Source organism: Streptococcus koreensis (assembly GCF_003627135.1).
GTDB lineage: Bacteria > Bacillota > Bacilli > Lactobacillales > Streptococcaceae > Streptococcus > Streptococcus ilei.
In genome coordinates, this window is sequence record NZ_CP032620.1 from 1,018,315 (window position 1) to 1,031,868 (window position 13,554).

A 13,554-nucleotide genomic window follows, 5' to 3' on the forward strand; every position below is an offset into this window, starting at 1 on the left:
TTTGTGATAGAATAAAGAGTAATATATTTTTTAAAAAGAGGTATGAAAACATGATTGAAGCAAGTAAGTTGAAAGCTGGTATGACTTTTGAAACAGCTGATGGAAAATTGATCCGCGTTTTGGAAGCTAGCCACCACAAACCAGGTAAAGGAAATACTATCATGCGTATGAAATTGCGTGATGTTCGTACTGGTTCAACTTTTGATACAAGCTACCGTCCAGAAGAAAAATTTGAGCAAGCTATTATTGAAACAGTACCAGCTCAATATTTGTATAAAATGGATGACACAGCTTACTTCATGAATACTGAAACATACGACCAATATGAAATTCCTGTTGCCAATGTTGAGAACGAATTGCTTTACATCCTTGAAAACTCAGAAGTGAAAATCCAATTCTATGGAAACGAAGTGATTGGGGTGACTGTTCCTACAACTGTTGAATTGACAGTTGCTGAAACTCAACCATCTATTAAAGGTGCTACAGTTACAGGTTCTGGTAAACCAGCTACAATGGAAACAGGTCTTGTGGTTAACGTTCCAGACTTCATCGAAGCAGGACAAAAATTGATTATCAATACAGCTGAAGGAACTTACGTTTCTCGTGCCTAATCAGCTCTAAAATAGGTCTGATAGAAAGGAACTTCTATGGCAACTGAACAATACGGCGAAATCGTCATTGCACCTCGTGTGCTAGAAAAAATTATTGCGATTGCGACTGCAAAAGTAGATGGTGTTCATTCTCTTGAAAACAAGAGTGTATCGGATAGTCTTTCAAAACGTGCTCTTGGTCGTGGGGTTTACCTTCGTACACAAGAAGATGGTCAAATCTCTGTTGATATTTACCTCTATCTAGAGTATGGTGTGGCAGTCCCTAAAGTAGCGGTTGCAATCCAAAAAGCAGTAAAAACAGCTGTCTACAATATGGCGGACGTCACATTGGATGATGTCAACATCCATGTAGTTGGAATCGTGACTGAAAAAGCAGCGAAACCTGATTTGAAAGATTTGTTTAATGAGGATTTCCTCAATGACTGATATTTTATTTGAATCACGTCGTGATCTACGGGAGCGTGCCTTTCAAGCTCTGATGAGTTTAGAGTATGAAGGGGATGTTGTAGAAGCGTGTCGATTTGCTTTTACTCATGACAAAGAGGAAACAGACCAGGAAGTGGAAATTCCAGCTTTTCTCCTCAATTTGGTATCGGGTGTTCGTCAATCAAAGGATGAATTGGATCAACAGATTGCCCAACACTTGAAAACTGGCTGGACCGTAGAACGCTTGACTCTAGTGGAGAAAAACATTCTTCGTTTGGGTGTGTTTGAAATGACTTCCTTTGATACACCTCAATTGGTTGCGGTGAATGAAGCAATTGAATTAGCAAAAACTTTTTCAGATGAGAAATCTGCTCGGTTTGTGAATGGTGTCTTAAGCCAATTTGTGACGGAAGCAGAATAAAAAAGAAGCTACCTAAAAGGTGGCTTCTTTTTTGTGATTAATTTCTTACTCATTTACACACTTTTGCCGGGTAAAACACTAACAGGGAGAAAATAGCCTGTAGTCTTTACCTCTTTCCCTTCGATTTTCTGTAGAAGAAGATCGACCGTCAGGTGAGCAATCTCTTGTAAAGGTTGCTTGATGGTGGTTAGACGGGGGAAAAATTTTTCAATAAAGTAGGTCCCGTCGTAGCCAATGACTTTGAGGTCTTCTGGAATTGAAATGCCGAGTTCATCAGCAATTTTCATCACCAAAATCGCCGTTAGATCGTCAGATGCAAAGATAGCATCAGGTTTTTGCTGGGTCAAGATAGACTTGATTTCCATTTCTTTGCGAATGGGGGAATAATCACTAGAAACATTAATGATTTGTGCTCCTGGCAGTACCGAAGCAAACCCTGCATGGCGAAGACCTGTTGGGGAATTGGAGTTATCATTCCCCGTAATCATGATAATCTTCTTTGCACCTGTCTTGGCAAGGGTTTCCGCAGCAAGGACGCCACCGGCGTAGTTATCTGAGGAGACGACAGGGATCTCAGGTGATAGGTTTCGGTCAAAAGCGATGATAGGAGCTGTAACTCGGTTATAATCTTCAATTCCCAGATTATGACTACCAGAAATAATACCATCTACTTGATTGGCTTCTAGCATTTCAATGTATTCACGTTCTTTTTCAGAATCATGCTCGCTATTACAAATAATGGTTTTATACCCATGTTTGAACAGTTCTTCTTCCAATTTATCGATTAATTCTGCATAGAAGACATGACTGATTTTTGGGAAGATTAAGCCGATTAATTTGGCTGATTTTCCTTGTAGGCTCCGAGCGATTGTATTAGGCTTGTAGCCCAACTCCCTCATGGCCTCTTTGACTTTTGAGATAGTTTTTTCAGATAAATAGCCCTTTTTATTGATGACTCGTGAAACTGTCGTAGGGCTGACGCCAGCTAATTTGGCGACATCAGTGAGCTTTGCGACCATAGTCTAGTTCGTAGTATGTTCCAGTAGGTGTTCCAGATTTAATCAAAATACCAGTTTGATTAGCATGCGGGAAGACGCGACCAGAGAATACTTTTTCTCCTTTGTTGATAAAAATTTCAAAAATAGAATGATCGACGAAAATAGTAGCAGTTGTAGCTTGGTTTTCGATCGGGCAAGTACGAGTAGTCCCAAACTCTTGGGCATATTGTTCACCAGCTTGGCTACGATCGACAATGACTTGACCATTTGCAATATCGAAAGTAATAGAAAGACCTTTTCCTTCTTTATCTGCTAGGAGAACAATCTCACTTTTGCTATTCGCTTCAAAGGCTAATTCTAACTCGTAACAATTGTTGGTAACCTCTTTGTTACGAAACTCGGATGAAGAGGAGCGGAGCTCTTTTATAGCTTCAACTGGATATTGATAAAGTTTACCGTCCTTAATACTTAGCTCTTTGACCAAAGAGAAAGCTCCTTGGTGGTCATAACGATCAGATGGATAAGCGACATCTGGTAGACCTAACCAGCTAACAGTTAAGGCTCTTCCATCAGGAGCATTGAAGCCTTGAGTTGCATAGGCTTCGAAGCCATAGTCTAAGTTTTGCAATTCAGATACATCAACTAAACGAGCCTGTTCAGGATCAAAAGAAGCCCCAATCTTATACATATTTGGGTAGATATTGTCGTAATCGAGGACCGCTTTGTCCAAACCTTGAGGGCAATAAAGAAGGATAGGTTGCTCGCCGACGAAGACCAAGTTAGGACATTCCATCATATAAGCTGTACGATCATTGTTGAAATCAAGATCTCCTACTTCAACCCAGTTGGTATAATCGTTATTCACTGCTTTGTAAAGACGAACGAATCCTTTTTTCTCAAGGTCTTGACCACCGACAATGGCGTAGTATTGGCCTTTGAAATTAAAAATCTGTGGGTCACGGAAGTGATCAGTAGAATCAGCAGGTTGATCAATCAAGATTTTGTTGATTTTTTCAATCTTTCCTTCTTTGTCCATCAAAGCCCCGATTTGGTAGGGATGGCGGATCCAGTTCTCATCTCGTACATTTCCTGTATAGAATAAGAAAAGTTTGTCATCGAATTGCATAGCTGATCCAGAATAGGCTCCATGGCTATCTAAAGGTGTGTCTGGAAAGACCTTCACTCCGGTTTCGTTAAAATGGACTAAATCGTCACTTTCGAGTTGTACCCAAGACTTCAATCCATGTGCGGCTCCAAACGGAAAGTTTTGGTAAAAGAGGATCCATTTGCCGTCAAAATAAGAGAAACCATTTGGATCATTTAAGAGACCAGATGTTGGTTCAACATGGTAGTGAGTATGCCAAGGGGATTTGGCCATATTTTCTTTAATTTGTTTCTTTTCTTCTTCGGTCCAGTCTTCATACCGTTTGTACCGAAGTTCGGTTGTCCATTCCATTTGACTCCTCCAAAATTTTTCTTACTTCCATAGTACCGATTTCTAAAAAAAAAAGCAAGAATTTGGCCAAATAATTGAGAAAAAATGTCAAACGTTTATCATAAAATATCGAAGTCAAGCCTAGTTTTGATTTATGAAAATAAATGAAAGTATGAAAGTTTTTGAAAATTCAAAAACAAGATAGAGGTTTTTATATAGAGCATACGGGCTTTTTAGTGAATGAAAATAAGAAATCCATCTTTCAAACAATCAAAAATCGCAAATAAACACCAAAAACATTCTGCAAAACGGTTGACATATTCTTAATACGTGGTACAATTAAGAGCGTAGAGATGGTTTAACCGTTTTCAAAACAATAAAAAATAAGGAGATTTTTGCAAATGTCAAATACAGAAATTGCAAAAAAAGTCATCGATGCAATCGGTGGAGTTGAGAACGTTAGCAGTGTTGCTCACTGTGCGACTCGTCTTCGCGTGATGGTTAAAGATGAATCAAAAATCAACAAAGATGTTGTTGAGAACATTGAAAAAGTACAGGGAGCTTTCTTTAACTCAGGTCAATACCAAATCATCTTTGGTACTGGTACTGTAAATAAGATCTACGATGAAGTAGTAGCTCTAGGCTTGCCAACTTCTTCAAAAGATGAAATGAAAGCTGAAGCAGCGAAACAAGGAAATTGGTTCCAACGCGCAATCCGTACCTTCGGAGATGTTTTTGTCCCAATTTTGCCAGCAATCGTTGCAACTGGTTTGTTTATGGGAATTCGTGGTGCTATTGCTCAAGATCAAGTGCTGGCTTTGTTTGGTACTACAGCAGACGCATTTAAATCTACAGATTTCTATACCTATTCAACAATTTTGACAGATACTGCGTTTGCTTTCTTCCCAGCCTTGATTTCATGGTCTGCGTTCCGAGTGTTTGGAGGAAATCCTGTTCTTGGAATTGTAATTGGTTTGATGATGGTTAGTCCGACACTTCCTAATGCGTGGGTTGTAGCGGAAGATCCTTCTAAAGCAGCAACATTCTTTGGTATCTTCCATCATGTAGTTGGATTCCAGAACTCAGTTCTTCCCGCTTTCTTCGTTGGTCTAATTGGTGCAAAACTTGAAAAATGGCTCCATAAGAAAATTCCAGATGTCTTAGATTTGTTATTGGTTCCATTATTTACATTAACAATCATGTCATTCCTCGCTTTGTTTATTATTGGACCATTCTTCCACAGCATCGAGGAACATGTACTGAATGCAACTAAGTTTATTTTAAATTTACCATTCGGCCTTGCAGGTCTTCTTATCGGTGGGGTTCATCAGTTGATTGTCGTTACTGGTGTCCATCATATTTTTAACCTTCTTGAATCGCAATTAATTACTTCGGATAAAAAAGATCCATTTAATGCAATTATTACAGCTGCTATGACTGCACAAGCTGGTGCGACTTTAGCGGTGGCAGTGAAATCAAAATCTCAAAAAGTGAAAGCTTTAGCATTTCCTGCAACTATTTCTGCCTTATTAGGTATTACTGAGCCTGCAATCTTTGGTGTGAACTTGCGTTATGTGAAACCATTCGTTATTGCTTTGGGAGCAGGTGCTGTAGGTGGTTGGATTGCATCTATGTTAAACCTTGCTGGTACAGGATTTGGTATTACAATTATTCCAGGAACACTTCTCTATCTAAACGGTCAATTATTGAAATATGTATTTATGGTTGTATTTACAACTGCACTAAGTTTTGGTTTGACATATATGTTCGGTTACGAAGATGAAGCTTCATCAGTTCCTGCAGAAGACGAAGAAGCTGGTGCAATTATTGAAGAAGAAACAACTGGAACTGTTCCAGCATCTCTTCAAGATGAAACCATCATCTCTCCAATCGTTGGTCAAGCGGTTGCTTTAGAAAACGTAAATGACCCTGTATTCTCAAGTGGTGCTATGGGACAAGGGATTGCCATCAAACCAACTGAAGGTGTTGTATATGCTCCGGCGGATGCTGAAGTAACCATTGCTTTTGCAACTGGACATGCTTTTGGCTTGAAGACAGCCAATGGTGCTGAAGTTTTGATCCACGTTGGGATTGATACAGTTTCAATGAACGGTGAAGGATTTGATCAGAAAGTTGCTCAAGGTGACAAGGTCAAAGCTGGCGATGTTCTTGGAACATTTGATTCTGCTAAAATTGCAGCAGCTGGTCTTGATGATACAACAATGGTCATCGTCACAAACACAGCTGATTATGCTTCAGTAACTCCAGTAGCTAATGGTGCAGTTGCTAAAGGCGATGCGATTATTGAAGTAAAAGCATAATCTAAAATAGGATTACTCAAGGACTGGTTAGGGCTTCCTCCAGTCCTTGAATTTTGTTTGGAGGTGAGGCTTGGAATAAAAAAGTCGCTCACCTAATGTTTAAACATAAATAAGAGTAGTTTTTTCTATAAGGAATAGAAGTGAACCGTTTCCCTTTGTGATATAATAGAAAAAAAGAGAATTGAAAAAGAGGTTTGATATGACTAAATTATATGGAAGTCTTGAAGCTGGTGGAACAAAGTTTGTTTGTGCTGTAGGTGACGAAAATAATAACGTCATTGAAAAGACACAGTTTCCGACAACAACCCCAATTGAAACCCTTGATAAATGTATTGAGTTTTTCTCTAAATTTGAAAGTCTTGCTGGTTTAGCCATTGGTTCATTTGGACCGATTGATATTGATAAGAATTCAAAGACCTATGGTTTTATTACAACAACTCCCAAACCACATTGGGCAAATGTAGATGTGGTGGGAGCTTTCCGTCGATCCTTGAATGTACCGATTTACTTCACCACTGATGTGAATAGCTCAGCTTATGGTGAGGTCGTGGCTCGTAATAATGCGGGTGGTCGTATTGAGAACTTAGTTTACTACACAATTGGTACAGGGATTGGTGCAGGTGTCATCCAGCGTGGTGAATTCATTGGTGGAGTGGGACATCCTGAGATGGGCCATTATTATGTTGCCAAACACCCGATGGATGTTGAAAAAGAATTTAATGGTGTGTGTCCATTCCACAGAGGCTGTTTAGAAGGTCTTGCGGCTGGCCCAAGCTTGGAAGCTCGTACCGGTATTCGTGGGGAAAATATTGAACTGAATAGCTCTGTATGGGATATCCAAGCCTACTATATTGCCCAAGCTGCTGTCAATGCAACTGTAACCTTCCGCCCAGATGTGATTGTATTTGGTGGAGGAGTGATGGCACAACAACACATGTTGGATCGCGTTCGTGAAAAATTCACCGTCTTATTGAACGGCTATTTACCAGTGCCAGATGTTCGTGACTATATCGTAACACCAGCAGTAGCAGGAAATGGTTCAGCGACCTTGGGTAACTTTGTCTTAGCAAAACAAGTCAGCAAAAAAGACTAATAAGTTAAGGTTGAAATAACATAAAGCATCAAAATGCTAGGGGGAGGGAGTTCTTCGTCGGGAAGATGGATGAATGACCTTCTCTTTTTTAGCAAGAGAGGAGAAATGATGGAAAAAGCCATTATGAAGGATCCCTTCTTTTTGAGTCAAGTGTCTGAAGAAGCGACAAAAGAGGATTTGTATTTGGCGCAAGATTTACAAGATACCCTACGAGCTCACCAGGAAGCCTGTGTTGGCATGGCTGCTAATATGATTGGTGTACGTAAGCGGGTGATCATCATCCAACTAGGTTTGATGCCCTTGGTTCTCTTTAATCCTGTTCTAGTTAAGAAAGAAGGGATTTATGAGACAGAAGAAGGCTGTCTTTCTTTGCCAGGAAGTCGAAAGACAAGTCGCTTTGAAAAGATTCAAGTTTCCTACCGTGATACCAATTGGAAACCTCAGCTCATAAGCTTAGAAGGTTTTGTGGCCCAGATTTGCCAGCATGAGCTCGATCACCTGGAAGGGATTTTGATCTAGCTGAGCTGTTGCTTGTTAAATGACTGATTGAAGAGAAAATCCTTATGAAAAAAGAATGTTTGTTCTATGAACGGGTTAGACCATTTTTTGTGACCCATCCCTATTATCTTTCTTTATTAAAGTGGACCAATAGGCTCGTCACCTTGTTGATGCCTCTCCTTTATTTCTATGTTCTTTGGGCAGCCTATCTAAAGGCTAGCAAGACTTGGATTGTGCTTGCTTATCTTTTGGTACCAGCAACTGGTTTTATTGTATTAAGTGTCATTCGAAAACGAATGAATTGGCCGCGTCCCTATGAGCTGGGGACTTTCCCTCCGTTACTGAATCGAGAGGGGAAGGGGAGTTCTATGCCAAGTCGGCACGTCTTTTCTGCGGCGATCATTTCTACAGTAGCCTGGGGAGTGCATCCTCTTCTATCGGTCCTTGGTCTGTCCTTGGCTCTTCTATTGGCGGGGGTTCGTGTTCTGGCTGGAGTCCATTTTGTTCGTGATGTTGTGGTTGGTTTTTTATCTGCTATTCTTTGGGGGTTCTTTTGGTTTTATCCCTTGGGGCTTTTTTAAGAATAAGGTCAGGAAGAAGGATGAGGTGAACGATAAAAGAGGCTGGGACCAAAGTCCTAGCCTCTCAATTGTCTTTGGATAGTCGAGCAAGACGCAGTGGTTGAGTGGGCTCTACTACGCTGATTTCATCAGCTTTTATAGCCCTACTCAACTGTGCGGAGGTGGGACGACGAAATCGAATTCTAACGAATGACCGATTTCTGTCCCACTCTCTATTTTTGTATCGTTATTTCATCTAGATGGAATTTTTGGAAAAACCGTTCGCGTTCTTCTATAATAGCAGGACTTGGGTTTTTGAGGGAAGTTAATAAATCAACCAAGTCAGGTGTGACTTCTCGAATCAGCTCCCCCAGAGACCAAATGGCTGTTGCAATATGAATCTGGTTTTGCGAAGTTTCGATAATTTCTAGAAGTTTAGGGATGGCAGACCGGTCATTAGCATTGGCCAAGGCAATGATGGCATTTCGCTGAAGGATATTTTTCCCCCGCCAACTACCAGCGACCATTCCGAATTTTTCTTTGAATTGACCATTGGATAGCTCGATAAAGGGGATTAATTCTGGGTGAGCTAGTTCAGGGTCAATGTCAGTAGCTAGTGGGTTATCCAGACCACGATTGTAGGGACAACAGATTTGACAGATATCACAGCCGTAGATGACCGTTTTAATCTTTTTACGGAATTCCATATCCATCATCCCCTTGTCTTGGGTCTGAAAGGACAGACAACGTCGGGCATTCATGGTGCCATCTCCAATTAAGCAAGATGTCGGGCAGGCTTCTACACAGCGGTTACAATCTCCACAACCATAGTCGACTGCTTGGTCGGGTTCAATTTCTAGGTTGGTGATAAGCTCCCCTAAAAACATATAAGAACCATATTCTTTTGAGATGACGAGGCCATTCTTGCCGATAAATCCAATGCCAGCCCGTTGAGCAACGGCAGTATCCACCAAGGCTCCGGTATCCACCATGCCCTTGTATTCGAAGTTAGCCGTCAATTCTTCAATCCCTTTAGCCAGGCGGTCCAACTTATCCTGTAGGACATAGTGGTAATCTATGCCCCAACTGTTGGGAGTAAATTTTCCGCGTTTATAGGCTGTCTTCTGAGGTTGTTGTTTTAACTTGTGAGGATATGCAACGGCAATGGAAATAATCGTTTTAGCAGAAGCTAAACTTAAGCGTGGCTGGATTCGTTCTTCGATATTTTTGTGCTCAAACCCTGAATTTCGGCCTTCCTCTACAGCTAGGCGGAGGGATTTTTCTAAATAGGAAAAATCATCTGCGGTGGTAAAACCGATTTTTGAAATACCGATGGAGTGAGCCAATTCGATAATGGATTCTTTGAGATTCATATACCTATTATAGCGAAAAGCCGGTAAAAATGCGAAAAACGTGCAAAAAATTAAAAAGGGGATGAAGGGATTTGTAGAGCTTTCAAAAACGAATGAAATTTTGTATAATAAGGTATTGAATACAAGGATATATGGAGGCAGGTATGTCACAACCGTTATTTTTACAATCCGTCATGCAGGAAAAAATTTGGGGTGGAACTAGATTACGAGATGAGTTTGGCTATGAAATCCCGAGCGATCATGTTGGTGAATACTGGGCTATTTCGGCCCATCCCCATGGTGTTTCAGTTGTTAAAAATGGGCCTTATGCTGGAATGGGCTTGGATCAACTTTATGCAGAGCATCGTGAATTATTTGGAGATCGAACAGAACCGGTCTTTCCTTTATTGACAAAGATTCTGGATGCCAATGACTGGCTCAGTGTTCAGGTTCATCCAGATGATGCCTATGGAATGGAGCATGAAGGAGAACTTGGGAAAACCGAATGCTGGTATATTATTGCTGCGGATGAAGGGGCGGAGATTATCTATGGTCACCACGCCCAGTCCAAGGAAGAATTACGTCGAATGATCGAAGCCAAAGAATGGGATGATCTTTTAGCACGGGTTCCTGTGAAAGCGGGAGATTTCTTCTATGTTCCAAGTGGAACCATGCATGCCATTGGTTCGGGTATCTTGATTTTGGAAACCCAGCAATCAAGCGACACGACGTATCGAGTTTACGACTTTGATCGCAAAGATGATCAAGGGAATTTACGTGAATTGCACATTGAACAGTCTATTGATGTCCTGAACTTAGGTGCTCCGGCAAATAGCCGACCAGTTGAGGAAAAAGTTGACCACTTGTCATCGACTTTGTTAGTGGCCAATGACTTCTTTGGTGTTCACAAATGGGTCATCAATGGGGAAGTTCGATTTGAAAAGACCCATGATTATAGTTTGGTGAGCGTTCTCTCAGGGCAAGGAAGTCTTCAGGTAGATGGGGTAGATTATCCGATTGGAAAAGGAGAACATTTTATCTTAACGAGTGATATCCAGAATTGGACCTTATCAGGAGAAGAGATGGAATTAATTGTCAGTCATCCATAAACGTAGATAGAAGGTTGAGTCGTCAAGTACTTAACCTTTTGTTGTTTTAAGGATTTTTCTAATAGATGAGCAAAAGGTGAAATGGATAAGGGAAAAAAGAGGGGGAAACCATCTTCTAATCAATGGAATTTCTTGATGGATAAGCTACAGTGTGCTATAATAAAAAGAACGTTTAAAATTTAAGAAATTTGAAAAGTAAGGATACTAATGGCTAATTTATTAAAAACAATTATCGAAAATGATAAAGGTGAATTAAGACGATTGGAAAAGATGGCAGACAAGGTCTTCTCCTATGAAGATCAAATGGCTGCCTTGTCAGATGATGAACTGAAGGCGAAAACAGAAGAATTCAAACAACGCTACCAAGATGGTGAATCATTGGATGATCTCCTCTATGAAGCTTTCGCAGTAGTTCGTGAAGGTGCTAAGCGTGTCTTGGGCTTGTTCCCTTATAAAGTACAGGTCATGGGGGGGATTGTTCTTCACCATGGTGACGTTCCAGAAATGCGTACAGGGGAAGGGAAAACCTTGACTGCGACCATGCCGGTGTATTTGAATGCCCTATCTGGTAAAGGGGTTCACGTTGTTACGGTCAATGAATACCTGACAGAACGTGATGCGACTGAGATGGGAGAATTGTACTCATGGCTAGGTCTTTCAGTTGGGATCAACCTGGCTGCAAAATCACCTTCTGAAAAACAAGAAGCTTATGCTTGTGATATCACCTATTCAACCAATGCGGAAATCGGTTTCGACTACCTGCGTGATAACATGGTTGTTCGTGCCGAAAACATGGTACAACGTCCTTTGAACTATGCCTTGGTCGATGAGGTAGACTCGATCTTGATTGATGAAGCCCGTACTCCATTGATTGTTTCAGGTCAGACTTCTACAGAAACTAGCCAACTCTATCACATGGCGGATGCCTTTGTGAAATCTTTGGAAGAAGAAGACTATATCATTGATGTTCCTTCAAAAACGATTGGTTTGTCAGATTCTGGGATTGATAAGGCTGAAAGCTACTTTAAGCTTGAAAACTTGTATGACATTGAAAATGTTGCTTTAACACACTACATTGACAATGCCCTCCGTGCCAACTATATCATGATTTTGGACATCGACTATGTGGTCAGTGAGGATCAAGAAATCTTGATCGTCGACCAATTTACAGGTCGGACCATGGAAGGACGTCGCTATTCTGATGGTCTCCACCAAGCGATTGAGGCTAAAGAAGGTGTACCAGTCCAAGAAGAAACCAAAACATCAGCTTCTATTACTTACCAAAACCTCTTCCGGATGTACAAAAAACTTTCAGGGATGACAGGTACTGGTAAGACAGAAGAAGAAGAATTCCGTGAAATTTACAACATTCGCGTCATTCCAATTCCAACAAACCGTCCGATTGCTCGTATTGACCATCCAGATCTTCTCTACCCAAGCTTGAAATCGAAGTTTAAGGCTGTAGTAGAAGATGTAAAAGCACGTTACGAAAAAGGACAACCAGTCTTGGTGGGTACCGTTGCCGTTGAAACCAGTGACTATTTATCTCGTCTCTTGGTCGAAGCAGGAGTTCCCCACGAAGTTTTGAATGCGAAAAACCACTACAAAGAAGCGCAAATCATCATGAATGCTGGTCAACGTGGTGCCGTCACCATCGCGACCAACATGGCCGGACGTGGTACCGATATCAAGCTCGGTGAAGGAGTTCGTGAATTGGGTGGACTATGTGTCATTGGTACAGAGCGTCATGAAAGCCGTCGTATTGATAACCAGTTGCGTGGACGTTCTGGACGTCAAGGGGACCCAGGTGAATCTCAATTCTACCTTTCTCTTGAAGATGAGTTGATGCGTCGTTTCGGTTCAGAGCGCATCAAAGCCTTGTTAGATCGCTTCAAACTAAGCGAAGAAGAATCTGTCATCCGATCTAACATGTTTACACGTCAAGTTGAGGCAGCCCAAAAACGAGTGGAAGGGAACAACTATGACACTCGTAAGCAAGTCCTTCAGTATGATGATGTCATGCGGGAACAACGCGAGATTATTTACTCTCAACGCTATGATGTGATTACTGCGGATCGTGATTTGGCTCCAGAAATCAAGGCCATGATCAAACGAACCATTAAACGGATCGTTGAAGGAGCAAGCCACTCAAGCAAGGAAGAACGTACGGAAGCTATCTTGAACTTTGCCAAATACAATTTGGTCCCTGAAGATACCATTTCAGAGAGCGATATTGAAGGCAAATCTGATAAAGATGTGATTGATTACTTGTTCAAACGAGCTGAAGAGGTTTATGAAAACCAAGTAGCGAAATTACGCGATGAAGAAGCAGTCAGAGAATTCCAAAAAGTCTTGATCCTTCGTGTTGTGGACAGTAAGTGGACAGATCACATCGATGCCTTAGACCAATTGCGTAATGCTGTCGGTCTCCGTGGCTATGCGCAAAACAATCCTGTGGTTGAATACCAATCTGAAGGATTCCGTATGTTCAACGATATGATTGGTTCCATTGAGTTTGATGTGACTCGTTTGATGATGAAAGCTCAAATTCACGAACAAGAACGCCCACGTACTGAACATAGTATTTCAACGACCGCGACTCGTAACATTGCCGCTCAAAAAACTGATTTACCAGAAGATCTTGATTTGAGTCAAATCAAACGCAATGACATCTGTCCATGTGGATCTGGTAAGAAATTTAAAAACTGCCACGGTAAAAAACTCTAATCG

At 41.1% G+C, this 13,554-nt stretch carries 12 protein-coding genes; 9 read left to right on the forward strand and 3 right to left on the reverse strand.

Going from position 1 to position 13,554, the window contains the following annotated elements; all coding sequences use genetic code 11:
- Positions 1–50 precede the first annotated feature (50 nt).
- Genes efp through nusB form a run of 3 tightly spaced genes read left to right on the forward strand, consistent with a single transcriptional unit; the run spans position 51 to position 1,458 of the window.
- On the forward strand, positions 51–611 hold the full coding sequence (efp, locus tag D7D50_RS05180; protein ID WP_023024254.1) for an elongation factor P: 561 nt from the start codon (positions 51–53) through the stop codon (positions 609–611).
- Positions 612–647: 36 nt separating this feature from the next.
- Positions 648–1,037: an Asp23/Gls24 family envelope stress response protein gene (locus tag D7D50_RS05185; protein WP_006595687.1), complete on the forward strand. Its 390-nt coding sequence runs from the start codon at positions 648–650 to the stop codon at positions 1,035–1,037.
- On the forward strand, positions 1,030–1,458 hold the full coding sequence (gene nusB / locus D7D50_RS05190; protein ID WP_023024252.1) for a transcription antitermination factor NusB: 429 nt from the start codon (positions 1,030–1,032) through the stop codon (positions 1,456–1,458). The genes D7D50_RS05185 and nusB overlap by 8 nt, the downstream gene beginning before the upstream one ends.
- Before the next feature lie 53 nt (positions 1,459–1,511).
- Here the strand turns inward: nusB and D7D50_RS05195 are convergent, their stop codons facing one another.
- Together D7D50_RS05195 and D7D50_RS05200 are read right to left on the reverse strand one after the other, a co-directional pair.
- Complete coding sequence (locus D7D50_RS05195) at positions 1,512–2,477, reverse strand: LacI family DNA-binding transcriptional regulator (protein WP_023024250.1); 966 nt, start codon at positions 2,475–2,477, stop codon at positions 1,512–1,514.
- The gene (locus D7D50_RS05200) at positions 2,458–3,912 is read right to left on the reverse strand and encodes a sucrose-6-phosphate hydrolase (RefSeq protein ID WP_023024248.1); all 1,455 of its coding nucleotides are present in this window, start codon (positions 3,910–3,912) and stop codon (positions 2,458–2,460) included. The genes D7D50_RS05195 and D7D50_RS05200 overlap by 20 nt, the downstream gene beginning before the upstream one ends.
- Positions 3,913–4,292: 380 nt before the next feature.
- On the opposite strand from D7D50_RS05200, the gene D7D50_RS05205 reads away from it, so the two are divergent.
- From D7D50_RS05205 to D7D50_RS05220, 4 genes are all read left to right on the forward strand, one after another.
- Positions 4,293–6,212: a sucrose-specific PTS transporter subunit IIBC gene (locus D7D50_RS05205; RefSeq protein WP_023024246.1), complete on the forward strand. Its 1,920-nt coding sequence runs from the start codon at positions 4,293–4,295 to the stop codon at positions 6,210–6,212.
- Between the two features lie 199 nt (positions 6,213–6,411).
- Entirely contained in the window at positions 6,412–7,305 is an 894-nt protein-coding gene (scrK, locus tag D7D50_RS05210; protein ID WP_117744633.1) for a fructokinase ScrK, read from the forward strand.
- Positions 7,306–7,413: 108 nt separating this feature from the next.
- Positions 7,414–7,824, forward strand: coding sequence for a peptide deformylase (locus tag D7D50_RS05215; RefSeq protein ID WP_117744632.1), 411 nt, complete (start codon positions 7,414–7,416; stop codon positions 7,822–7,824).
- Positions 7,825–7,868: 44 nt separating this feature from the next.
- Positions 7,869–8,384 (forward strand): phosphatase PAP2 family protein, encoded by a 516-nt coding sequence (locus D7D50_RS05220; RefSeq protein WP_120701663.1) that lies wholly within the window; start codon positions 7,869–7,871, stop codon positions 8,382–8,384.
- Positions 8,385–8,596: 212 nt separating this feature from the next.
- Here D7D50_RS05220 and queG read toward each other — a convergent pair whose 3' ends face one another.
- A complete protein-coding gene (queG, locus tag D7D50_RS05230) occupies positions 8,597–9,736 on the reverse strand; it encodes a tRNA epoxyqueuosine(34) reductase QueG (protein ID WP_120701664.1) in 1,140 nt (379 codons plus the stop codon).
- 143 nt (positions 9,737–9,879) lie between these two features.
- Here queG and manA point away from each other — a divergent pair, with 143 nt between their 5' ends.
- Together manA and secA are read left to right on the forward strand one after the other, a co-directional pair.
- Entirely contained in the window at positions 9,880–10,824 is a 945-nt protein-coding gene (manA, locus tag D7D50_RS05235; protein ID WP_023024237.1) for a mannose-6-phosphate isomerase, class I, read from the forward strand.
- 207 nt (positions 10,825–11,031) lie between these two features.
- Complete coding sequence (gene secA / locus D7D50_RS05240; RefSeq protein WP_120701665.1) at positions 11,032–13,551, forward strand: preprotein translocase subunit SecA; 2,520 nt, start codon at positions 11,032–11,034, stop codon at positions 13,549–13,551.
- The last annotated feature ends 3 nt before the right edge of the window (positions 13,552–13,554 follow it).